This is a genomic window from Microbacterium sp. T2.11-28 (genome assembly GCF_950097975.1).
Lineage (GTDB): Bacteria > Actinomycetota > Actinomycetes > Actinomycetales > Microbacteriaceae > Microbacterium.
Map to the genome: position 1 here is coordinate 168,190 of NZ_CATNHF010000023.1, position 21,390 is coordinate 189,579.

Annotated in this window: 21 protein-coding genes; 13 read left to right on the top strand and 8 right to left on the bottom strand. The window is 72.4% G+C overall.

Annotated features, from left to right (window positions below; genetic code table 11):
- Nucleotides 1–41 precede the first annotated feature (41 nt).
- Nucleotides 42–1,475: an MFS transporter gene (locus QQZ13_RS10400; RefSeq protein WP_284528987.1), complete on the bottom strand. Its 1,434-nt coding sequence runs from the start codon at nt 1,473–1,475 to the stop codon at nt 42–44.
- Nucleotides 1,476–1,576: 101 nt separating this feature from the next.
- Here QQZ13_RS10400 and QQZ13_RS10405 point away from each other — a divergent pair, with 101 nt between their 5' ends.
- Nucleotides 1,577–2,293 (top strand): GNAT family N-acetyltransferase, encoded by a 717-nt coding sequence (locus QQZ13_RS10405; protein WP_284528988.1) that lies wholly within the window; start codon nt 1,577–1,579, stop codon nt 2,291–2,293.
- Nucleotides 2,294–2,469: 176 nt separating this feature from the next.
- Nucleotides 2,470–2,850, top strand: coding sequence for a hypothetical protein (locus tag QQZ13_RS10410; RefSeq protein ID WP_284528990.1), 381 nt, complete (start codon nt 2,470–2,472; stop codon nt 2,848–2,850).
- A 25-nt stretch (nt 2,851–2,875) separates the two neighbouring features.
- On the opposite strand, the gene QQZ13_RS10415 is transcribed toward QQZ13_RS10410, so the two are convergent.
- On the bottom strand, nt 2,876–4,891 hold the full coding sequence (locus QQZ13_RS10415) for a PKD domain-containing protein (protein WP_284528992.1): 2,016 nt from the start codon (nt 4,889–4,891) through the stop codon (nt 2,876–2,878).
- A 344-nt stretch (nt 4,892–5,235) separates the two neighbouring features.
- Here QQZ13_RS10415 and QQZ13_RS10420 point away from each other — a divergent pair, with 344 nt between their 5' ends.
- The 3 genes from QQZ13_RS10420 (at nt 5,236) to QQZ13_RS10430 (ending at nt 7,895) form a co-directional block, all read left to right on the top strand.
- On the top strand, nt 5,236–5,793 hold the full coding sequence (locus QQZ13_RS10420; RefSeq protein ID WP_284528993.1) for a cysteine hydrolase family protein: 558 nt from the start codon (nt 5,236–5,238) through the stop codon (nt 5,791–5,793).
- A 37-nt stretch (nt 5,794–5,830) separates the two neighbouring features.
- On the top strand, nt 5,831–6,964 hold the full coding sequence (gene menC / locus QQZ13_RS10425; protein WP_284528996.1) for an o-succinylbenzoate synthase: 1,134 nt from the start codon (nt 5,831–5,833) through the stop codon (nt 6,962–6,964).
- Nucleotides 6,965–7,106: 142 nt separating this feature from the next.
- Nucleotides 7,107–7,895, top strand: coding sequence for a hypothetical protein (locus QQZ13_RS10430; protein WP_284528997.1), 789 nt, complete (start codon nt 7,107–7,109; stop codon nt 7,893–7,895).
- Between the two features lie 16 nt (nt 7,896–7,911).
- Here the strand turns inward: QQZ13_RS10430 and QQZ13_RS10435 are convergent, their stop codons facing one another.
- Nucleotides 7,912–8,520, bottom strand: a complete 609-nt coding sequence (locus QQZ13_RS10435) for a hypothetical protein (protein ID WP_284528998.1) — start codon at nt 8,518–8,520, stop codon at nt 7,912–7,914.
- Between the two features lie 234 nt (nt 8,521–8,754).
- Here QQZ13_RS10435 and QQZ13_RS10440 point away from each other — a divergent pair, with 234 nt between their 5' ends.
- Nucleotides 8,755–9,078 carry a DUF4870 domain-containing protein gene (locus tag QQZ13_RS10440; protein WP_284529171.1) on the top strand — a complete coding sequence of 108 codons (324 nt, stop codon included), beginning with the start codon at nt 8,755–8,757 and terminating at the stop codon, nt 9,076–9,078.
- Here QQZ13_RS10440 and QQZ13_RS10445 read toward each other — a convergent pair.
- Entirely contained in the window at nt 9,071–10,153 is a 1,083-nt protein-coding gene (locus QQZ13_RS10445; protein WP_284529000.1) for a class I SAM-dependent methyltransferase, read from the bottom strand. The two genes, QQZ13_RS10440 and QQZ13_RS10445, sit on opposite strands and share 8 nt — an antisense overlap.
- A gap of 159 nt (nt 10,154–10,312) precedes the next feature.
- On the opposite strand from QQZ13_RS10445, the gene QQZ13_RS10450 reads away from it, so the two are divergent.
- Nucleotides 10,313–11,701 (top strand): glycine--tRNA ligase, encoded by a 1,389-nt coding sequence (locus tag QQZ13_RS10450; RefSeq protein WP_284529001.1) that lies wholly within the window; start codon nt 10,313–10,315, stop codon nt 11,699–11,701.
- 68 nt (nt 11,702–11,769) lie between these two features.
- On the opposite strand, the gene QQZ13_RS10455 is transcribed toward QQZ13_RS10450, so the two are convergent.
- Together QQZ13_RS10455 and QQZ13_RS10460 are read right to left on the bottom strand one after the other, a co-directional pair.
- Nucleotides 11,770–14,172, bottom strand: coding sequence for a S8 family serine peptidase (locus QQZ13_RS10455; protein ID WP_284529002.1), 2,403 nt, complete (start codon nt 14,170–14,172; stop codon nt 11,770–11,772).
- Between the two features lie 119 nt (nt 14,173–14,291).
- On the bottom strand, nt 14,292–14,864 hold the full coding sequence (locus QQZ13_RS10460; protein WP_284529003.1) for an HhH-GPD-type base excision DNA repair protein: 573 nt from the start codon (nt 14,862–14,864) through the stop codon (nt 14,292–14,294).
- Nucleotides 14,865–14,915: 51 nt separating this feature from the next.
- Here QQZ13_RS10460 and QQZ13_RS10465 point away from each other — a divergent pair, with 51 nt between their 5' ends.
- The 6 genes from QQZ13_RS10465 to QQZ13_RS10490 all read left to right on the top strand — a co-directional run bounded on the left by QQZ13_RS10465 (nt 14,916) and on the right by QQZ13_RS10490 (nt 19,181).
- Nucleotides 14,916–16,355, top strand: coding sequence for an NAD(P)/FAD-dependent oxidoreductase (locus QQZ13_RS10465; RefSeq protein WP_284529004.1), 1,440 nt, complete (start codon nt 14,916–14,918; stop codon nt 16,353–16,355).
- Between the two features lie 99 nt (nt 16,356–16,454).
- Nucleotides 16,455–16,895, top strand: coding sequence for a hypothetical protein (locus QQZ13_RS10470; protein WP_284529005.1), 441 nt, complete (start codon nt 16,455–16,457; stop codon nt 16,893–16,895).
- 1 nt (nt 16,896) lies between these two features.
- Nucleotides 16,897–17,307 carry a phage holin family protein gene (locus QQZ13_RS10475; RefSeq protein ID WP_284529006.1) on the top strand — a complete coding sequence of 137 codons (411 nt, stop codon included), beginning with the start codon at nt 16,897–16,899 and terminating at the stop codon, nt 17,305–17,307.
- Nucleotides 17,297–17,614, top strand: a complete 318-nt coding sequence (locus tag QQZ13_RS10480; protein ID WP_284529007.1) for a hypothetical protein — start codon at nt 17,297–17,299, stop codon at nt 17,612–17,614. The genes QQZ13_RS10475 and QQZ13_RS10480 overlap by 11 nt, the downstream gene beginning before the upstream one ends.
- 197 nt (nt 17,615–17,811) lie before the next feature.
- Nucleotides 17,812–18,615, top strand: a complete 804-nt coding sequence (locus tag QQZ13_RS10485; protein ID WP_284529008.1) for a uroporphyrinogen-III synthase — start codon at nt 17,812–17,814, stop codon at nt 18,613–18,615.
- 89 nt (nt 18,616–18,704) lie between these two features.
- Entirely contained in the window at nt 18,705–19,181 is a 477-nt protein-coding gene (locus QQZ13_RS10490) for a hypothetical protein (protein ID WP_284529009.1), read from the top strand.
- Nucleotides 19,182–19,194: 13 nt separating this feature from the next.
- Here the strand turns inward: QQZ13_RS10490 and QQZ13_RS10495 are convergent, their stop codons facing one another.
- Both QQZ13_RS10495 and QQZ13_RS10500 read right to left on the bottom strand, forming a co-directional pair.
- A complete protein-coding gene (locus QQZ13_RS10495; protein WP_284529010.1) occupies nt 19,195–20,025 on the bottom strand; it encodes an ABC transporter permease in 831 nt (276 codons plus the stop codon).
- Complete coding sequence (locus tag QQZ13_RS10500; RefSeq protein ID WP_284529011.1) at nt 20,022–21,251, bottom strand: ATP-binding cassette domain-containing protein; 1,230 nt, start codon at nt 21,249–21,251, stop codon at nt 20,022–20,024. The genes QQZ13_RS10495 and QQZ13_RS10500 overlap by 4 nt, the downstream gene beginning before the upstream one ends.
- Nucleotides 21,252–21,390: the final 139 nt, after the last annotated feature.

Sequence of the window (21,390 nt, forward strand, 5' to 3'; positions counted from 1 at the left end):
GTGGCGGCCCGCGCGTGGGAAGGCGGGCCGGGCGGCTGCCGTCAGGACGGCAGCGACGGATGCGCCTCGGCGGCGGGCCGGGTCGGGATGAAGGCGGCGACCACGAGCGCGACGACGGCCGCGCCGCCGCCGAGGACGAACGACAGCTGGAACGCGGCCGCGGTGGGCACCTGCACGCCGTCCTGCGTGGTCGACATCGTCGCCAGCACGGCGCCGATGATGGCGGCCGCCGTGCTCGTGCCCAGGGAGCGGAACAGCGCGTTCAGCCCGTTGGAGGCGCCGGTCTCGCTCTGCGGCACCGATCGCATGATGAGCATCGGCATCGCGGCGTAGCCGAAGCCGATGCCCACGCCGACCAGGATGTTGGCGACGAGCAGGTGCCAGACCTCCGACGAGAACAGCAGGGTGAAGCCGTAGGCGACGATGAGCGCCACGGCGCCGAGGACCAGCAGGCGCCGCGGCCCGACGGTGCGCGCCAGTCGGCCCGAGTACGGCGAGAGCACCATCATCACGAGGCCCGCCGGCATGATCACGAGGCTCGCCAGGAGGAGCGACAGCCCGAACCCGGCCGGCGGCGGGAGCTCCAGCAGCTGCGGGTACGACACGTTCGACGAGAACAGCGAGAACCCCATGGCGACCGAGGCGATGTTCGTGAGGAGCACGGGGCGCCGGGCGGCCACGCGCAGGTCGAGCAGCGGCTCGTCGATGCGCAGCTCGTACCATCCCCACACGAGGAGCACCGCGATGCCGCCCAGGCCGAAGGCGAGCACCGCCGGCGACGTCCATCCCCACTCGTTGCCGCGCGAGATGGCCAGCAGGATGCCGGTGAGCCCGACGGCCAGTCCCGCGGCGCCCACGTAGTCGAACCTCCCGGCGGTGCGCAGCACGCTCACCGGGACGATCCACACCACCAGCGCGAACACGACAGCGCCGAGACCCGCCGACATCCAGAAGAGGGCGTGCCAGTCGGCGTACTGGGTGACCAGTGCGCTGAGCGGCATCCCGAGGGCGCCGCCCACGCCGAGCGTCGCGCTGATGAGCGCGATCGCACTGTCGACGCGGTCCTCGTGGAGGATGTCGCGGAGGATCGAGATGCCCAGCGGCACCACGCCGGTCACGGCGCCCTGCAGGCCGCGGCCGATGATGACCCCCACGATGCCGGGCGACAGCGCCGCGATGACCGATCCGAGCACCAGGGCGGCGAGCAGCACCAGGACGATACGGCGCTTGCCGTACATGTCGCCGAGGCGGCCGGCGATCGGGGTCACGACGGCGGCCACGAGCAGGGTCACCGTGACGACCCACGCGGTGTCCTCGCGGCTCGCGTGGAGGAGCTCGGGCAGCCGCGCCTGGATCGGGACGACCAGCGTGAACATGAACGAGGAGCTCAGGCCCGCGATGGCGAGGACGGCGACGACGGCGCCCTGCGGTGGCTTCCGGGTGAGGCGTCGGCGGGCATCCTCATCGCGGTTCACCGATTCAGGCTATCCGCGCCCCAGGGGTGCCGGGGCCGCGCGCCGGGGTTCGGTCCCCGGGCGGGTGCGGCCTCCGCGGGTGCGCGGGCTAAGGTGCTGGCATGGCCGACTTCGAAGACGCCGCCGCCCCGGAGGGCATCGAGATCCGTGCGCTCGACACCGTCGAGGAGGTGTTCGCCGCCTCCGACGTGCTCTCCCGGGTGTGGGGCGGCGATCGCACCGGCATGCCGCCGAACCTGCTGCGGGCGCTGGCGCACTCGGGCAACTACGCGGTCGGACTGTACGACGGCGACCGGATGATCGGCGCGTCGGTCGCCTTCTTCGCGGCACCGGCGGCGCGGTCGATGCACTCGCACATCACCGGCGTACTCGACGGCTACCGCTCGCAGGGGCTCGGACGCGTCCTCAAGCAGCACCAGCGCGCCTGGGCGTTCGCCCACGACGTGGGACACATCACCTGGACCTACGACCCGCTCGTGGCGCGCAACGCGCACTTCAACCTCTACGTGCTGGGCGCGCGCGCCACCGAGTACCTCGTCGACCACTACGGGCCGATGGACGACGGCGTCAACCGCGGCGACGAGTCCGACCGGCTCATGATCTCGTGGGCGCTCGCCGCACCGGCGGCCCCGCCCCGCGAGGAGGACGTCGTGACGACCGTCGCCGTGCCTCGCGACATCGAGCAGCTGCGCCGCGACGACCCGGCGGAGGCGCTCGACTGGCGCTACCGCGTCCGTGACGCGTTCCAGGGGCTGCTCGCCGACGGCTTCGCGGTGGGCGGCTTCGACGACCGCGGCTACCTCTTCGTCCGCGCCTGACGCCGCCCGCGACGCGCGTCGGATTCGGAGTCGCGCCCCGCATTCGGAGCACTACCTGCCATCCGGTCCGAGTCCGGTGCCATTCTCCGAATCCGGCGCAGCCCGCGCGGGCGCGGTCGTAGGCTGAGGGCCATGCGCCATCTCGACCCGCTCGACCGCGCGTACGCGGAGCTGACGTGATCGGCGCGGACTGGACGCCCCACCGCCGCGACGACGGCGAGATGCTCGGCTGGATCCGCCCCGACGGCGACGCCTGGGCGGCCGTCGACCTGCTCGGGCGTCCGGCGTCCGGGGCGACGGAGTGGCTGGATGCCGAGGCGGCGCTGGAGGCCCTCGGCATCGCCTACCTCGCCGAGCCGTGGATGCTGGAGGGCGAGGGCGAGAGCCCCGTCCGGGTGCGGTTCGTGGAGGTGACCCCGCAGCGCATCGTCGTCAAGGGCGAGGACTTCGGCGCTGTCGACGCGCTGACGCGGCGGTGGGAGCTGCCCTGGCCGATCCCCGCGCGCCTGCGTCCTCCGCGTCCCGGCGACCCCGACGCCTTCGTCATCGACCGCTGACGCCGAGGTCCGGGGCTGCCGCCGCTCAGGGCGTGCTGTCGACCACCCGCAGGTCGGGGACCGAGATCCGCAGCGGCGCATTGGTGACGCTCGTCGAGGTGTAGGCCTCGAATCCAAGGCTTCCGGGCCCCTGGAGACCGGCCGTGGAGTCGCTCGCGCTGCGCTGCCACGCGGCGGGCTCGGTCGAGCCGGTCCACACCCGCGCGCTCAGCTGCGTGGGGGAGGCCCCGGACGCGGTGAGCCGCAGGTTCAGCGGTGTGCCGGCGGTGAGGACGAGTCCCGCGATCCGCGTCTCCGACGCGATCGAGGTCTGCGCTCCACCCGCCGAGACGCGCGTGAGCGTCAGATACACGGCGCCGCCCGGTGCGACGCGGATCTTCGCCCAGTAGCGCCCGTCGGCGGTGCGACGGACGAACGTCGAGACGGTCGTGCCGGTGGTCCCCCCGACGGGGATCTTGTCGAAGACGAACGACGTGCGCACGTCGACGTCGGCGGCCGACACCGCCGACAGCGTCGCCGACGGAACGGCTCCCGCCGCCGAGGTGATGACGCCCGACCCGCCGGCGACCGACAGCGCCGAGCCGCCGCTCCACGTGCCACCGGTGTCGGCGGTGCCCCACGACCCGGTGAGGGTGCGGTCGAACGCGTCGGCCGCGTGCACCGTCACCGCGCCCGGATCGGCCACGGTCAGTGTGCGGGTGAGCGTATGGCTCGCGCCGTCGTCGTCGGTGACGGTCAGGGTGACCGTGCGGATGCCGGGGGAGGCGTAGGTGTGGTCGGCCACGGCGGTCGTGGCCACGGTCCCGTCGCCGAAGTCCCAGAGGTACGACGCGATGGTGCCGTCCGGGTCGGACGAGGCGGAGCCGTCGGCGCGGCACGTCAGCCCCGTGCAGCTGAGGTCGCCGCGGGCGGTGGGGGCGATGTTGGGCGGCTCCCCGCCCGCGCCGATCGTGAACGCGTCGGTGAACGGCCCGACCGCGTTCTCGAAGTGCGCCGTCATCGTGGTCTCGGTCAGCGTCGTCGACAGGAAGCCGTAGGAGGACTCCAGGTTCTGCCCGCTCAGCGCCGCGAAGTAGGGCGCCTCGGGGTCCGCCTGGTTCACCGTGCGGTTCTGCACGCCTCCGAGTCCCACCGTCAGGAAGACCGTGCCGGCGCCCTTCGTGAGGGCGCTGTCGGCGTCGGCGACGCACGCCGCCTGGTAGCCGCCGATCGTCAGTCGCGTGCAGCCGGCGCCGTGGGCGAGCTGCTTGGTGCGCTGGTAGAGGTGCTCGTGGCCGGTGAGGACGAGGTCGACGCGCTTGGCGACGAAGAGGTCGGCGAGGTCGGCGCCCATCGGGCAGTCGTACATCCCCACCGAGAGGCACTGGTAGTGCATCCCCGCGACCACCCACGGGATGCCGGCGGCGCGCGCGCCGTCGATGGCCGCCTCCGTCCAGGCGTAGCGGGCCGATCCGGCACCGTAGAACCAGGCCGAGGCGCCGTTGAAGGCCATGTTCGGCGACACCATGACGAAGCGGACGAGCGGGTCGTCGTGCGGATAGTCCACGTAGTACTGGCGGCCGTACGTGCCGACCAGTCCCGGGAGCTGGTTGGGCAGGCAGGCCGAGAAGTCGTTGATGTTGCCGTTGCTGCCGTTGTCGTGGTTGCCGGCGATCAGCTCGAACGGATAGCCGGCGCCCACCCGCGCGGTGACGTAGTCGCAGAACGTCTGCTCGGTGCCCGTGACCCCGCCGGCGCCCAGCATGTCGCCCAGGGCGAGGGTGAGGTCGTTGCCCGAGGTGCGCATGCCCCGCAGCACCGCGTCGCCGTTCACGTTCATGCCGTAGTCGCCGGCGGCGCTGAAGCTCACGGACGGGTCTGCCGCAGACGTGGGCGGGCCGCCGATCGCCGTGCCCGCGGTGAAGAGCAGGGCGCCGGCGATGGCGGCGGCGGCCAGCCGGCGCACGCCGGAGATGGAGCTCGGGCGTGCGGCGCGGTCGGCCATGATCGTCCCCCCGGAGATCGGAGCATCCGCGGCCCCCCGACCGCTGCTCGCGTTCATCGTGTGCCTCCGGGGGGCCGCCGTCAAGAGGGGTGCCCGGTATCAGGCCGGTCGCGTTGCGCTCTTCAGGGCAGGGAGCGGAAGTCGCGTCATAACCGGGCGGGTTCTCCGTCTCATCTGTGGACCGAAGGGAGGGCGCCATGCACACGCTCATCGACGCACTCGTGCGGCGGCTGCGCACGCCGCGGCCGTCCCGCGCCCGGCGTTCCACCTTCGTCGCCCAGCGCGACCGCCTGCTCGCCCGCGCGCTCCGCTGAGGCCCCCGCCGCGGCGCCCGTCGCCCGAGTCACTGGTCGATGTCGCAACCCGGTGGCATGCTGTGCGGGACAGCCCAGGAGGAACCGATGAGCAACTTCCCCGACCGTGAGGGCACGGCCCTCGTCGTCATCGACATGCAGCGCGGCGTCATCGCCGGCAACCACGAGGTGGAGCGCGTGACGCGCAACGTCGCCGCGCTCGTCGACCGCGCACGCGAGCAGGGCGCGCCGGTGGTCTGGGTGCAGGATCACAACGAGCTCGAGAAGGGCTCGCCCGAGTGGCAGCTCGTCGACGAGCTCGTCCCGCACGACGGCGAGACGCAAATCGACAAGGTCTACGGCGACTCCTTCGAGGACACCGACCTCGAGGCCCGGCTGGCTGCGCTCGGCGTCGATCGCCTGGTGGTCGCGGGTGCGCAGACCGACGCGTGCATCCGCTCGACCCTCCACGGCGCGCTCACCCGGGGCTACGACGTCACGCTGGTCTCCGACGCGCACACCACCGAGGACCTTCGGGAGTGGGGCTCGCCGATCAGCCCCGAGCAGTCGATCGGGTACGCCAACCTCTACTGGACCTTCGCGCGCAGTCCGCACGCCGAGGGCACCGTCGCCGCCACCGACGAGGTGAGCTTCGCCGCCCGCTGACGGCGCGCCCGCGGCCGTGCGCCGCTAGCCTGACCGCATGCCGATCGTCCGTCCCGCCGCGTCGGTCGCCCTGGAGGCGATCGAGCTGCGCGTGCTGCAGCTGCCCCTCGTCTCGCCGTTCACGACGTCGTTCGGCACCGAGACCGTGCGCGAAGTGATCGTGGTGCGGGCGCGCACGACCGACGGCGACGGCTGGGGGGAGATCGTCACGCAGCACGCGCCGCTGTACTCGTCCGAGTACACGCACAGCGCGTGGGATGTGGCGCAGCGCTTCCTGATCCCCGCGCTCCTGTCGCGCGGGCGGGTGGCCCCCGAGGAGGTCGCCGGCATCCTCGCTCCCTTCGTCGGGCATCGCATGGCCAAGGCCGGGATCGAGCTCGCCGTGCTCGATGCGGCGCTGCGGGCCGACGGCCGCTCCCTCGCCGACTACCTCGGGGCGGTGCGCGAGCGGATCCCGAGCGGGGTGTCGGTGGGCATCCAGCGCGATCCCGCGACCCTGGTCCAGACCGTCGGCGCGTACCTCGACGAGGGATACGTCCGGATCAAGATCAAGATCAAGCCGGGGCGGGACGTGGACGACACGGCCGCCGTGCGCGAGGCGTTCGGCGCCATCCCCCTGCAGGTCGACGCGAACTCCGCCTACACGCTCGCCGACGCCGACACCCTCGCCGCGCTCGACCGGTTCGATCTCCTGCTCATCGAGCAGCCCCTGCAGGAGGACGACATCGTCGACCACGCGACCCTGGCCGCACGGCTGCGCACGCCCGTGTGCCTGGACGAGTCGATCGTCTCGGCCAAGGCCGCCGCCGATGCGCTGGCGCTGCGGGCGGCGTCCGTCATCAACATCAAGGCCGGCCGCGTGGGCGGCTATCTCGAAGCGGTGCGGGTGCACGACCTGTGCCGCGACGCCGGCGTGCCCGTGTGGTGCGGCGGCATGCTCGAGACGGGCATCGGCCGGGCCGCCAACGCCGCGCTCGCCGCGCTGCCGGGCTTCACCCTCACCGGCGACGTGTCGGCATCCGACCGGTTCTACCGCCGCGACATCGTGACCGAGCCGATCGTGCTCGAGGACGGTCACGTGCGCGTGCCTTCCGGCCCCGGCATCGGCGTGGAGATCGACGCCACCGCCCTCGACGAGGTCACGGTCGACCGGGTCGAGGTGCGGCGCTGACGTGTTCACCACTCCGGACGTTCGTGCGGTCGACGGGCCGGGAAGGGCTCGGGCGGCCCGATCGCGCCGGCTCTTCCGGAGTTGTGCACCGCTGGCGACCGTGATCGTCCTGCTTGCGGGGTGCGCGGCGCCGGCTGATCCGGTGGCTACCCCCTCGACGGGACTCCCCGCCGGTGTGACGGTGGAGCTCCGGCAGACCCGCGCCGACGTCGCCTTCCGCCAGGCCGCGGTGGAGGTGCGCAACGCCACCGCTGAGCCGCTCGTGGTGGCGGACGTCTCCGTGGCCGACCCGCGCTTCGCCGCGCCGGCCGAGCGCGTCGTCGACCGCGCATCGAGGATCGCGCCCGGCGCGTCCGTGGACGTGCGGGTGCAGCTGGCCGACGTGGCCTGCGACGTTCCCGACGAGGCCGCGGCGACGGTCACGCTCCACTACCGCTGGGGTGAGGACGACGCGGAGGCCGTCGCGACCGTCCCCATCGTCGACGCGGTGCCGTTCGTCGCCGCCCTCCACGCGAACGAGTGCCTCCAGGCGGAGGCGGAGCGATCCGCCCGCGTCGCTTTCGGCCGGTTCACCCCGTCGCCTCCGGGCGAGCCCGCACGCCTCGAGATGGTGGTGACGCCGACGGCCGGGACCGGCGCGCTCCGCATCGTCGGCATCCGCGAGACGAACCTGCTCACGACGCCCGACGTCGAGGACTCCGTCCACCCGCTCGACATCGATCAGACGGGGCCCGATCGCTCCGCCGCGACGGTGGAGCTGCCGATCCTGCCCGCCCGCTGCGACGCGCACGCGGTGCAGGAGGACAAACGCGGCACCGTGTTCCGCGTGCTCGTCGAGGTCGATGGCCGGGCGGGGTCGTTCGACCTCGCGGCGACGCCCGAGCTGCGCGGCGAGATCCTCGGCTGGATCGCCGAGTGGTGCGGGTTCTGAGCAGTTCGCCGGTGGATCATGCCGACGCACGCCACTCCCGCGCGTGAAGCTCGGGCAGAGAGATCAGCCGATCGAGCAGCGTATCCGGACCGAGGACGATCGTCCCGGCGGTATCGGGCGGTGACGCGACGAGCACCGAGTGATCGTCGCTCCAAAGGTAGCTGAGCTCGACCATCGGGATGGGTGCCCCCGCGACGAAAGGTCGCCCAGACCCCCACCGGAGGTCGACGCCGGCGTAGGCGCTTTCGTGCAGTTCTCCGGAGAAGAGCACGTAGTTCAGCCGACCCCGATACCAGGTCCCGCTCGGCTCGTCGAAGCCGTCGGAGCGGCCGTCATCGCTCTCGGTGAGGAACCCCGCGTACAGCGCGAACGAGCACCGCGCGTACGGTCCGACTGCTTCGCGCAGGCACGCTTCGAGCAGACGCCGCTGCTCGTCCGACGCACGCGCATCGTCCGGACCGTTCTCGTAGGGGAGTTCTCCGGGTGACGCTTGGCGGGCCCGCCACCGCGTGCCCGGGTGGAGGATCACGACCCGCCGCGCCGCCTCTGCATACCGGACGGGGTGATCCTGCTCGACCCACCGCTCGAACCATTCGAGCTCCGTGCGGGAGATCTCACCGATCATTGTTCCTCCAACTCGCCGATCGCCAGCCCGCGAGGTCGCCGATGCTGTGGCACTCCGACCCTGTGGATTACTCGGGTGGCCGCTGCCGCATTCTGTGACCGCGCGGAATTTCGGGGTAACCGGATGCGATCGTCGTCGTCGTGCCCCTAGGCTGACCCCGTGACCACGCCTCCGCAGCCTCCGCAGCAGCCTCCCGTCCAGCCCCCGTACGGCGGTCCCGTGCCCCCGCAGCCGCTGAACCCGGCTGACGAGAAGCTCTGGTCGACCCTCGTCCACGTCGGCGGCATCTTCTTCGGCTTCCTCCCGGCCCTCATCGGCTACCTCGTGATGAAGGACCGCGGTCCGTTCGTGCGCTCGCACACATCGACCGCCCTCAACTTCCAGCTCACTCTGCTGATCGCCGAGGTGGTCGGCTGGCTCACCAGCTGGCTGCTCATCGGCTTCTTCATCGTGTTCGCGGTCTACATCGTCCGCATCGTGTTCTCGATCATCGCCGCGGTGAAGGCCAACCAGGGTCAGTGGTACAAGTACCCGCTGTCGATCACCTTCCTCAGCTGACGGCTGGCACGTCCGGGGTGAGCGCGTAGAAGCGGAACGCGGCGAAGCCGTCGATGGGGAGCACCTCCACCGACGCGAAGCCGGCCTCCGACGCGTAGCGCTCCAGCGTCGGCCGTCGCATGACGGTTCCGGTGCCGACCGAGCCGGGTGTCGAGAGCGAGTCCGGCAGGCACAGGAACAGGCTGTAGCCGTACATCACGCGCTCGATCCCGTCGCCGGGAGGTTCGGCCGGCGCTGCGAACGCGTCGGCCACGGCCTCGTCCATGACGACGACCACGCCACCCGGCACGAGGGCGCGGCGCATCGCGCTCAGCACGGCGACCGGGTCGGGCATGTCGTGCAGCGCCTCGAAGACGAACGCCGCGTCGAAGGCGCCTTCGCGACCTTCGTCGAGGTGCTCGCCGTCCAGCAGGGTGAACGACACCGTGCCCGTGGCTCCGGCCTCGGCAGCGTGGGTGCGGGCGGCCTCGATCGACGGCGCGTCCACGTCGAAGCCCTCGACCCGCGCCGCCGGGTACGCCGCCGCGAGGGCCAGCGTCGACCAGCCGTGACCGCAGCCGACGTCCGCGATCCGTGCTCCCGGCCGCGACAGCGCGGCATGCAGCGCGGACACCGAGGCCAGCGCGGATGCCAGCTCCTGCGTGAACCAGGGTCGGTTGATGTCTCCCTGGGCGTCGCGGGCGTCGGCGCCGAACTGCGCCCAGCTCACCCCTCCTCCCGCGCGGTAGGCGGTCAGCAGGTCGGGAAGCCGCGCGGCGGCGGCCACCATCATGCGGGCCAGGGGCGCGGAGAAGAGGAGCGACGTCGGATCGGCGAGCACGCGCGCGTGCGCGGCGGGGAGCACGAACGCGTCGCCGTCGACGGTCAGGATGCCCGCCACCGCCTGCTGCTCGAGCCACTCCCTCGCGTACCGCGGATGCATGCCCGTGGCCTCGGCCAGCCCATCGACGGTGTGCGGTCCGCCCGCCAGCGCCCGATAGAGTCCCAGCCGATCGCCGACGTAGACCGACAGGATCTCGAAGCCGCCGACGAGCCGGCCGAACAGCTCGCCGGCGAACGCCTCCGCGTCATCCATCGCGCCTCCTCGCTCGACGCGCGCCATGCTAGTCCCCGGCCTGCCGGAGCGGGAGTGGGGCGGACGCCTCGCGACTAGACTTGACGGATGCCGATCCCGCACCCGCGGGCCGTCATCCGCCCTCCTCGCCTTCGCGAATCCGACCATTTGGAGCCACCTGTGGCCGAGCAGTCCCGTCTCGACAAAGTCATCGCCCTCGCCCGTCACCGCGGGTTCGTGTTCCAGGCCGGTGAGATCTACGGCGGTTCGCGGTCGGCGTGGGACTACGGACCCCTCGGGACCGAACTGAAGGAGAACATCCGCCGGCAGTGGTGGCAGACCTTCGTCCGCGGCCGCGGCGACATGGTCGGGCTCGACTCCTCGGTGATCCTCCCCAAGCGCGTCTGGGAGGCCTCCGGCCACGTCGCGACGTTCACCGATCCGCTCGTGGAGTGCCTGCACTGCCACAAGCGCTTCCGGGCCGACAACCTCGTCGAGGACTTCGAGGCGCGCAAGGGCCGCCCCGCCGAGAACGGCCTCGCCGACATCCCGTGCCCGAACTGCGGCACCAAGGGTCAGTACACCGAGCCGAAGGCCTTCTCCGGTCTGGTGAAGACCTATCTCGGCGTCGTCGACGACGAGTCGGGCCTGTACTTCCTGCGCCCCGAGACGGCGCAGGGCATCTTCGTGAACTTCTCGAACGTCCTGACCGCGTCGCGCAAGAAGCCGCCCTTCGGCATCGGCCAGGTCGGCAAGGCGTTCCGCAACGAGATCACGCCCGGGAACTTCATCTTCCGCACGCGCGAGTTCGAGCAGATGGAGATCGAGTTCTTCACGCCGCCCGCCGAGGCGCAGCAGTGGTTCGAGCACTGGGTGCAGGCGTGCTGGGACTGGTTCCTCGACCTCGGCCTCAACCCCGAGAACATGCGGCAGTTCGACGTGCCCGAGCACGAGCGCGCGCACTACTCCGCCGGCACCATCGACTTCGAGTACCGCTTCGGGTTCCCCGGCAAGGAGTGGGGCGAGCTCATGGGCGTCGCCAACCGCACCGACTTCGACCTGTCGAGCCACATCGAGGCGTCCGGCCAGTCGCTCACGTACTTCGACCAGGCGTCCGGCGAGAAGTACGTGCCGTACGTCATCGAGCCGTCGTTCGGTCTGACGCGGTCGATGATGGCCTTCCTCGTCGACGCGTACGTCGAGGAGGAGGTGCCCAACGCCAAGGGCGGCACCGACACCCGCACCGTGCTGAAGCTCGACCCGCGCCTGGCGCCCATCAAGGTCGCGGTGCTGCCGCTCAGCCGCAACGAGAACCTGTCGCCGCTGGCCCGCGAGACGGCCGACGCCCTGCGTGCGCAGGGCTGGAACGTCGACTTCGACGACGCCGGCGCCATCGGCCGCCGCTACCGCCGGCAGGACGAGGTCGGCACCCCGTTCTGCGTCACCGTCGACTTCGACTCCCTCGACGACCGGGCCGTCACCGTCCGCGACCGCGACACCATGGCGCAGGAGCGCGTGCCCCTCGACGCGCTGCAGGGCTACCTCGCCGAGCGTCTCCGCGGCGCCTGAGCCGCGCGGCGCCGCCGCTCCCGTGACCGCCGCGCGGCACCGGAGGAAACGCGCACGGGTGGCCGCCGTCAGCGCTTGACGGTGGCGGTCTTCGCGCTCGTGCGGACCGTCGTCTTGTAGCCGGACTTCTTCGCGGTGACGGTCACCGTGATGCGGGTGCCGGCATCCTTCGAGGTCAGCTTGTAGCTCGACTTCGTCGCGCCGCTGATGCTCTTGCCGTTGCGCTTCCACTGATAGGTGAACGCGGGCCGGGGCGACCAGGTGCCGACCGAGGCCGTCAGCGTCCGGCCGACCTTGACCGTCCCCGTGATCTTCGGAGCAGGCGACTTCGCGAACAGCTTCGCGATGACCGCGGTGTACGCCGAGTGGTTCTCCGCTGGTGTGATGCCGGCGTGCGTGCCGCGCACGATCACGCGGATGCGCTTGCCGCCGTCGGCGGCCGTGAGCGTGTACGTGGCCCTCGTCGCCCCCGAGATGAGGGTGCCGCTGCGGTACCACCGGTAGGTGAACTTCGCTGTGGGCGACCACCGGGCCACCGCGGTGAGGGTCGAGCCCACCGCGCGTGTGCCGCTGATCGTCGGGGCGGGCGTCGACGTGAACGGCACGACGGAGATCGGCTTCATGATGAGCTCGCCCGAACCGAAGACGTTGTCGGCGCCGGCGGCTCCGCGGTCAGTGGTCTGGCTCTTCCGGAGGTAGTTCACCAGCTGCGCAGGCGTCAGGTGGTCGTGACGCTCGAGCACGACCGCGGCGAGTCCGGCCACCACCGGGGTCGCCGCGCTGGTGCCGTTGAAGTGCCCGCCCTTGCCGGCGTACGTGTAGGCGCGGCTCGTGAAGTTGGAGCCGGCGCTGATCTCGGGCTTGATGCGGCCGTCGTTCGTGGGACCCTGCGAGCTGTAGCCGGCGATAGCGACACCCTCGACCGGGTCGACGGCGCCCACGGCCGCCATCCCCTTGTTGCGGCTGTCGACATAGGCGGCCCCGGCGCTTCCGGTCGAGGAGGCGGTCAGCGCGATGTCGCCGGAGTTCCCGGCGAGCTCGAGGACGTCGTCCGACGACCCGTCGCCCGCCGAGTGCCGGTAGATGCCGACCTCGATCCAGTCCGAGGTGCACCCGAAGTAGTTCGAGCTGCCGTTCTGGAGCTCCAGGGGTACCACGCCGCTCTCCGACTGATCGTTCGGCGTGTAGCCCGGCGCGCGGACCGTGCCGTCGCCGTTGATCCGGTAGATGTCGTAGTCGGTGCGCTTTCCGGTGCCCCAGTCGTTCCAGCGCAGGCGGAAATACGGCGTGCAGTAGATCCACATGGTCTCGGAGTACGTCTTGGCGCCGGTCGGGACGCCGTCGGCGTCGCGCACGACGGTCTCGAAGTCCATCCAGCCGTTCGCGTTCGTGTCCCGCCACTTCTGGCGCCAGTAGCCGCCGACCCACTCGGTCGAGCCGTCCGAGTACGTCTGGTTGTACGCGCCGGAGTTGCCCGCGGAGTTGAACCACGTGATGCCCTTGCTCACGGCGTAGTTGACGAGCTTCGCCGAGGCGCCCGAGCCGTCACCGGCGGCATCGTAGAAGCCGCCGAGCGAACGGCTGATGATCTTGACCTTCTTCGAGGCGAAGTAGTCGATCGCGCCCTTCAGGTCTTCGTTCGACTGGACCGTCGCCACGTAGATCGTGGCCTTCGGCGCCATGTCGTGGATCGCCTCGGCCACGGCGACGCCGTGGATGTCGGGACTCGGCGAGGCGAAGACGTCGCACCTCAGGCCGCCCCAGCGGCAGAAGGTGCCGGCGACGTCGGGCACCTCACCGCCGGCCCTGGCATCCCGCCAGGTGGCGCGATCGAAGTAGTCGATGATGCCGACCGAGACGCCCTTGCCCGTGATCCCGATGTCGTGCCACTGCTGCACGAGGGTCTTCGCGTAGACGTCGCCGCCGTTGACGCCCTGTGCGGCGTGCGGGACGGGGATGCTGTCGGGCGCCGGCGCTGCGAAGGCCGGGAGGGTGAGGGCGGTGACCGCGGGCGCAGCCTCGAGACGGGCGATCCCGCGGGCGGGGACGCTGGCGGCGAGGAGCCCGCTGACGATCGAGACGACGTCGGACCCGCCGGCGGCGGCGATCGCCGCGCGCGCTGCGGCCTCGTCGGTGTGGGTCACCTCCACGCGGATCGCGTCGCCCCGCACGGTCACCGCGCCGACCAGCTCATCGGGCACGCCGTCGCCCGAGGTCAGGCTCTCGACGAGGCTCGACAGGGCGCCGTTGCCCACCACGCCGGCCTCCTCGCTCGGTGCGGCTCCGGTGAGGTCGCGACGCCCGGAGCTCGGCGGCGCCGGGCGATCGTCGGCTGCCGGCACCGCCAGCGGCGGAGCGGATGCCGCCGGCCCGGCGGCTTCAGCGGTGGACGGTGCACCGCCCGCCGGTGCGAAAAGTGCCCCGGCGACGACGGCGAAGGCGGCGAAGACGGCGGCAGCGCGAAGCTTCATTGTGACTCCCAGGTCCCCAGTGCGCAGCGTGCCGCGCCATGTCGGCGACGCCTCCCGCAAGGCGTCCCGTCCACCCTCCCGCACCGCACGCCGCGGGGCAAGCACGAATCGACGAGCGGTCAGCCGGCCTTGGCGGCGGCCTTCATCGCCCGCTTGTGCTCGCGGACCTTCGCCAGCGACTCGGGCGAGACGATGTCGGCAACGGAGCGGAACGACCCTTCCTCGCCGTACGCGCCCGCGGCCTCCCGCCAGCCCGCGCCCGAGAAGCCGTACTGCTTGCCGAGCAGGGCGAGGAAGATCCTCGCCTTCTGATCGCCGAACCCGGGCAGCGCCTTCAGCCGCTTGAGCACGGTGGGGCCGTCGGCATCGCGCCAGATCGCGGCGGCGTCGCCGTCCCAGTCGTCGAGAAGGCTCTGGCAGAGCGACTGCACCCGCCCGGCCATCGATCCCGGGAACCGGTGGACCGCCGGCGTCTGCGTGAACACCGCCGTCAGCTCATCGGGGTCGTACCCCGCGAGGGCGGCGGCGTCGAGGCGGTCGCCGGATCCGGTGCGCGTGGCGATCTTGCGCGGGCCACTGAAAGCCGTCTCCATCGCGATCTGCTGATCCAGCAGCATGCCGATCAGCAGCGCGAGCGGGTCGTCGGTGAGCAGGCGGTCGGCATCGGGGTCGCCGGTGATGTGCAGAGCCATGGAGCCATCGTCCCACCGAACGCGCAGAGACGGAGTGGAAGGATGGATGTCATGCCCGACGCCGCCGAACTGGTCGCCCACGCGCGCGAGACCCGCGTGGTGGTGATCGGCGCCGCGGGGGCGGTCGCGGCACTGGAGTGCGCGAAGGTGGGCATGGCGGTGACGGTCCTCGACGACGCCGGCGCAGGCGCCCCGGTCGCGGACACGGTCGACCTCGGCGGTGTGACGGTCGACGTCGACGCCGACGGGTTCGGCGCCGACGTGCCGGCGTTCACCGAGCTCGTCTCCGAGCTCGGCCTCGCCGATCGCCTGGAGGTGCTGCGTCCGGCGCGGACCGGGATCGCCGACCTCTCCGCAGCCGCCCCGGCGCCCGTCGCGCCGCTTCCGGAGGGCGCCCTGCTGGGCATCCCGCCGAACCCGTGGGATCCTGCCGTGCGCCGGGTGATCGGCTGGGCGGGCACCTGGCGGGCCTACCTCGATCGCGTACGCCCGCCGCTGACGATCGGACGCGAGCGGAATCTCGCGGCCCTCGTGCGCTCGCGAATGGGCGATCGCGTGTGCGACCGACTCGTCGCGCCGGTGACGCGGGCGCGGTGGGGCCTGGACCCGTCCGACGTCGACGTCGAGGTGGCGGCGCGCGGCCTCAACAGCGCGCTCACCCGCAGCGGCTCCCTCGGCGGCGCGGTGGCGGAGGTCGCGGCGCAGCCGCAGGCGGGCGCCCTCGTCTTCGACGACCCCGCCGCGTGGCCGTCCGCTCTGGCGACGAGACTGGGCGACCTCGGCGGTGAGGTGCGCACCGGCACGCGCGTGCGGTCGATCTCGCGGGAGGGCGGGGAGTGGCGCATCGAGGTGGGCGAGCCGGCCGCGGACGATCTCGCGGACGACTCCGCATCGTCCGTCGTGACGGCCGACATCGTCATCGTCGCCGCCGAGGAGGCGCGCACCCGCAGCCTGCTGGCGGAACTGGTCGAGCTGCCGCCGGCCGAGGCCACGCCGCCCGTCGACGTCGTCCTGCTGCGGGTCCGGGCGCCCTCGATCTCCGGCGCGGCCCCGTCCGAGGTCGTCTCCTCACGGGAAGGCGTCCGTCGCGTCGTCGACCTGACGGCCACGCACCCCTCGCTCGCCGCGGCGGTGGGCGACGGCGAGCGCGTGCTGCACGTGACCCTTGCGGCGTCGGATGCCGACGACGCGGCGACGGCGGCGACGGCGCAGGCGGCCGCATCGGTCGCGCTCGGGGTGCCGCTCGCGGCGTCCGCCGTCGTGGCGTCGCGGCGGGTGCGCCGCGACGGTGCGTTCCCGGCGGTCCGGCTGGGCGCGGCGGAGGAGGCCGCGGCGCTGCACGCCGCCGTCGAGGCGACCCCGGGGCTCGGGCTGGCCGCGCCGTGGATCAGCGGAGGCGGACGCGCCGACGCCGTGGCCGACGCGATCGACGAGGCCGTGAGACTCCGTCGCCGGGTGCTCTGGGGGGATGACGCGGCGGGCTCCTTCTAGCACTCCTCACTCCCAGAGAGAAGGGGGCATGCCGGAATCGGCATACGGGGCTACCCTGGAGCGAAGGACGCAACATCGCCACCAGCGTGAGGAGACCCCATGAGGGGCAAATTCGGACTCGTCGTCGGAATCGCAGCGGGCTACGTGCTCGGGTCGCGTGCCGGACGTGAGCGGTACGACCAGATCAAGTCGGGCTTCCTGAAGGTCTGGAACACGGACCCGGTGCAGAAGCAGGTCGACAAGGTGGCCGGGCTCGGCAAGTCGGCGGCCCTCGCCCTGCCGAGCGCGATCTGGGACGGCGCGGTCAAGGTGACCAAGGCGGCGACCAAGAACGGCACGCCCGGTCAGCGCCTCGACGCCGTCATCAGCGCCGGCAAGGACTCGGCCGAGGAGGTCAGCCGCGGAGCGGAGACCACCGCCGCCGAGGTGAAGAAGGCGACCGAGGGCGCGGCCGGCGGCGCGAAGAAGTCGACGGGCTCGACGTCCAGCGGGACCAAGAGCTCGACATCGACGCGGACCAAGAAGGCGGCGGAGAGCTGAGATGACCACGCCTCGCGGCTTCCGCGATCGCGCGGACGACGGACTCCTCACCCTGCTGGGCGACGTGCCCGAGCTGGTGCGCAACCTCGTCGTCGCCGAGGTCGACTCGGCGAAGAAGTGGGCCGCCAGCGCGGGCAAGGACGTCGGAATGGGCGGTGTCTGGTTCATCGTCGCCCTGTTCTTCCTGTTCTGGTCGCTGCCGGCGCTGGGCGCCTTCGCGATCATCGGGCTCTCGTCGTGGATCCCCGCGTGGCTGGCGAGTCTGATCGTGCTGGTGGTCGGACTGCTGGCCGCCGTCGTGTTCGCCCTGCTGGGCCTGCGGCGCATCCGTCACCTCCGCAGCTCCGAGGGTCCCAAGAAGGCCCTCGCCACCGACACCCGCATCGTGAAGGACGTCTTCGATGAGTTCTGAGACCTCGCGCCCCCGCACCGCCGTGACCGGAGCCCCCGTGGCAGGGGCGGTCGTTCCCCGCACCGCCGTGCCCCTGGGCATCACCGACCCCGTCGAGAAGGCCCGTGCCGAGCTCAAGGCCGCCCTGGCGGCCATCGAGGAGAAGGCGAACGTGCCCAAGCGGGTCGCCCGGGCCACCGAACGCGGTGTCGTGGCGGTGCGCAGGTTCCACCGCGAGAACCCGTCGGCAGCGGTCGCCGCAGCGGTCGGGGTGGCCGCGGCGGCGGGCCTGGCGGTCTGGGGTCTGGTGCGCCTGTACACGCGCTGAGTCACGTCGGGCCGGTATCCGCTTCGCGCAGGCCCGGCTTCGCATGCCGCTGCCGGGGGTAGTATCCATCTACAGGCAGTGGCAATGAGGCGGATGCTGCCGGCGATGCACGCCCGAGGCACGCGCTCATCCGCGCGACAGGGCATCGCGTTGTCGGGCGCCCTGTGCGTCCGATCCCTGCACCACGAGAGTCGACGATGAACGCACACAGCACGGCCGCCGCGCCGCACAAGCCCCTCAAGGGCTGGCGTGTGCTCGTTCCGCGCGGCGGGCCCTGGGGAGACTCGGTCGCCGCCACCCTGCGCGCCCAGGGTGCGACCCCTGTCATCGCGCCGCTCATAAACTTCGCCCCGTCCACCGATCAGGCGACGCTCGAAGAGGCGCTGGCCGACCTGGCGGCGGGCGCGTTCGACTGGGTCACCCTCACCAGTGCCACGACGGTCGACGTGCTGTACGCCTACCGCGCCGCGATCCCCGCGACCACGAAGGTCGCCGCGGTGGGCGAGACGACGGCGGCGGCGCTGACGGCGGTCGGCTACCGGGTCGACCTGGTGCCCGACGACGACAACTCCGCCGCGGGGATGGCCGCCCAGCTCATCGCCCTCGAACCCGAGCCGCGCCGCATCCTGACTCTCCGCAGCGAGATCGCCAAGCCCGTGCTCACCCGCGAGCTCAGCGCCGCCGGTCACGACGTGCGCAGCGTCGTCGCCTACCGGACGGTCGGTGTACCGGTGACCGAGCGCATCGCCGCCGACGTCCGTTCCGGCCGCATCAACGCGATCCTCGTGACGAGCGGCTCGGTCGCCGAGCAGGTGCACCTCCAGTTCCCCGACATCCCCGCCGAGACGGTGATCGCGGCGATCGGTCCGCGCACGGCGAAGGACGCCAAGCGCGCCGGCCTCGGCGTCAGCGTCGTCGCACGCGAGCAGACCGTCGACGGCCTCATCGCCGCCGTCTCGGGCTTCCCGCTCCCGCACGCCACGGACGAGTTCGCCGTCTGACAGCGCGCGCGGGCGGCACGGGACGACCCGTGCGGATCGTTGCCGCTCTGTGAGGAAACGCGCAGCGGAAACCGGGCAGACTGGGAGGCATGGTGACTCTGCTGCTCGATTCCGCGCAGCTCGAAGTCGTGCTGTCGCCGCTCGAGCGCGCCCTCTCGTTCCGTCGTTCGAGGCTGCGGATCGAGCGCGCCCACATCGTCCGCGTGCAGCTGACCGACGACCCGTGGACGTGGCTGCGCGGAGTGCCCAGTCCGGGCACGCAGGTGCGCGGCGTCGTCGCGATGGGCACGTGGAAGTCGGCCGGCGGCGACGACTTCATCGTCGTCAAGCGCCGCAAGCCCGCCGTCGTCATCGATCTCGACCCCGGCGCCGGGGCGGGAGCGGCGGCGGAGTTCCAGCGCGTGGTGCTCACCACGCGTCACGGTCTCGCCCTGGTGCAGGCGCTGCGGCTCGAGACCGACGCCGAGGCCGTCGAGGTCACGGAGATCGTGACGGGCGCGATCCCGGCGCCGGTGGTCAAGCCGCGGCGCGCGCGCACGCCGAAGATCGTCCCCGCCGCGACCTGATCGCGGGATCCCGTCAGCTCACGTCGCGTCGCCAGCTGACCAGGTAGCCGACGACGATCAGCACCAGCGCGTACGCCAGCAGCACCAGACCGCCCGCCCACCACTCGAGCGCGTCGGATCCGCCGCCGGGGACGCTCAGCGTGGAGTAGAAGCTGGCTCCGACGAGCGCGTCGGAGGTGGCGCCGGGGAGGAACTGCGCGGCGCCCGAGACCCCGTCGACGAAGCCCGCCACGGTGCGCAGGATCGGCTCCAGGAACTGGGTGAACGCGATCACGCCGACCACGGCGGCAACCTGATTGCGCACGAGCGTCCCCACCCCGATCCCGATCAGCACCCACAGCACGAAGGCGAGGACGATGCGGCCGAGCATGGCCCAGGTGTCCGCCTCACCGAGCTGCGTGTCGATGCCCATCAGCGCCAGCACCGTCGCCCCGAGGCCGACGGTCGCCACGAGCGCGACGACGGCGAAGACGAGCCCCATCAGGACGCCCGCGAGCACCTTGCCGGCCAGGGCCACGCCGCGGCGGGGGGTCGCGAGGAAGGTCGGTGTGAGGGTCTTGTGACGGAACTCGCCGGTGACCAGCAGGGCGCCGATCAGGAGCGGGAAGATGTAGCCCACCGCCGTCGCCAGGCTGTAGATGATCGGCGGCAGCGCATCGGCGGGGATCGCAGGTGCATTGGCGCCGCCGGCCGGGAGCGTGCCGTTGGACAGGGCGGCGAACAGTCCGGCGAGGCCGCCGGCGGTGCTGCCCACGTACACGACGAGGACGAGGGCCAGGACCCACCACATCGACGTGGTGAACTGCTTGGTCAGCTCGGAGCGGGTGGCGCGGACCAGGGTCATCGCGGGTCACCTCCCTGGGTGTCATCGGTGCGGGCGGCGTCGGTGGCCTCGTCGGCGGGTGCCGCAGCCGCGTGGTCTGCCGCAGCCGCCTCGCCTGCCGCAGCCGCGTCGTAGCGGGCGAAGAAGCGATCCGCCTCGAGGTCGGCGTCGGTCGGGGTGTGCCCCGCGTCCCAGGTCTGGTCGACGTCCGCGGGCGGCGCGGGCTCGTCCGGAGTGGCCTCCGGCGGTGGTGCGGCGTCGTCCGGAGTGGCCTCCGGCGGTGGTGCGGCCACGTCCGCAGCAGTGTCGGGGTCCGGGGCGGTGCCGAGGGCGAGGCGCGGAAGGGCGTGCTCCGCGGTCCCGTCGACCAGCGCCAGGAACACCTCCTCGAGCGCCGGACCGCGGCGCTGCAGTGCGGACAGCGCGACACCGGCTGCTGCGGCGACGGCGCCGATCGCGGCGGTGTCGGCGCCGCGGACCGACAGTCCGCTGCGCAGCACGTCGAAGCTCATCCCGGCGGCGGTCAGCGCGTCGCCGAGGGCGGCGCGGTCGGGCGCGTCGACGACGGCGACCTGCTCGTCCTGGGCGGTCAGGTCGGCGAGCGCGCCCTGGAAGACGAGCCGTCCGCGCGCGATGATCAGCAGCGCCTCGGCGGTCTGCTGGATCTCGGTGAGCAGATGCGAGGACACGAGCACCGTGCGGCCCTGCCGCGCGAGTTCGCGCAGGAAGCCGCGCATCCACCGGATCCCCTCGGGGTCGAGGCCGTTGGAGGGCTCGTCGAGGACGAGCACGCCCGGGTCGCCGAGCAGGGTGTAGGCGAGGCCCAGCCGCTGGCGCATGCCCAGCGAGAACCCGCCGACCTTGCGCCCCGCGACGTCGGCCAGCCCGACGGTGCCGAGCGCCTCGTCGACGCGGGTGAGGGGCAGCCCCGCCGCGCGGGCGTAGACGGCCAGGTGGTTCGCGGCGCTGCGACCGGGGTGGAAGCTCGACGCCTCCAGCGCGGCTCCCACGGTCTGCAGCGGCTGGTCGAGCTGCGAGTAGCGCCGGCCGCCGATCGTCGCGGTGCCCTCGGTCGCGGTGATGAGCCCGAGGAGGATCCGCAGGGAGGTGGTCTTGCCGGCGCCGTTGGGACCGAGGAAGCCGGTGACGACTCCGGGCTCCACGCGGGCGCTGAAGCGGTCGACGGCGGTCACGGGGCCGAAGCGCTTGGTGACCCCGGCGAACTCGAGGACATGTCCGTCGGGCATGGCGAACCTCTCGTCGGTGCGGTGTCCTCCCATCCTGTCGGATCGCACGACGCCGCGCCCGACGACGGAGGTGATTCCGCGGGCGCGCCTCCGCCCGCTCCCGGTACGGACGCACGGAGGCTCGGCACGGAGGCTCGGC

Coding starts and splice junctions, on each gene's coding strand:
- QQZ13_RS10405 (WP_284528988.1), top strand. CDS start 1,577: ATGGCCGACTTCGAAGACGCCGCCGCCCCGGAGGGCATCGAGATCCGT.
- QQZ13_RS10415 (WP_284528992.1), bottom strand. CDS start 4,891: ATGAACGCGAGCAGCGGTCGGGGGGCCGCGGATGCTCCGATCTCCGGG.
- QQZ13_RS10420 (WP_284528993.1), top strand. CDS start 5,236: ATGAGCAACTTCCCCGACCGTGAGGGCACGGCCCTCGTCGTCATCGAC.
- menC (WP_284528996.1), top strand. CDS start 5,831: ATGCCGATCGTCCGTCCCGCCGCGTCGGTCGCCCTGGAGGCGATCGAG.
- QQZ13_RS10435 (WP_284528998.1), bottom strand. CDS start 8,520: ATGATCGGTGAGATCTCCCGCACGGAGCTCGAATGGTTCGAGCGGTGG.
- QQZ13_RS10445 (WP_284529000.1), bottom strand. CDS start 10,153: ATGGATGACGCGGAGGCGTTCGCCGGCGAGCTGTTCGGCCGGCTCGTC.
- QQZ13_RS10455 (WP_284529002.1), bottom strand. CDS start 14,172: ATGAAGCTTCGCGCTGCCGCCGTCTTCGCCGCCTTCGCCGTCGTCGCC.
- QQZ13_RS10460 (WP_284529003.1), bottom strand. CDS start 14,864: ATGGCTCTGCACATCACCGGCGACCCCGATGCCGACCGCCTGCTCACC.
- QQZ13_RS10465 (WP_284529004.1), top strand. CDS start 14,916: ATGCCCGACGCCGCCGAACTGGTCGCCCACGCGCGCGAGACCCGCGTG.
- QQZ13_RS10470 (WP_284529005.1), top strand. CDS start 16,455: ATGAGGGGCAAATTCGGACTCGTCGTCGGAATCGCAGCGGGCTACGTG.
- QQZ13_RS10475 (WP_284529006.1), top strand. CDS start 16,897: ATGACCACGCCTCGCGGCTTCCGCGATCGCGCGGACGACGGACTCCTC.
- QQZ13_RS10480 (WP_284529007.1), top strand. CDS start 17,297: ATGAGTTCTGAGACCTCGCGCCCCCGCACCGCCGTGACCGGAGCCCCC.
- QQZ13_RS10485 (WP_284529008.1), top strand. CDS start 17,812: ATGAACGCACACAGCACGGCCGCCGCGCCGCACAAGCCCCTCAAGGGC.
- QQZ13_RS10490 (WP_284529009.1), top strand. CDS start 18,705: ATGGTGACTCTGCTGCTCGATTCCGCGCAGCTCGAAGTCGTGCTGTCG.
- QQZ13_RS10495 (WP_284529010.1), bottom strand. CDS start 20,025: ATGACCCTGGTCCGCGCCACCCGCTCCGAGCTGACCAAGCAGTTCACC.
- QQZ13_RS10500 (WP_284529011.1), bottom strand. CDS start 21,251: ATGCCCGACGGACATGTCCTCGAGTTCGCCGGGGTCACCAAGCGCTTC.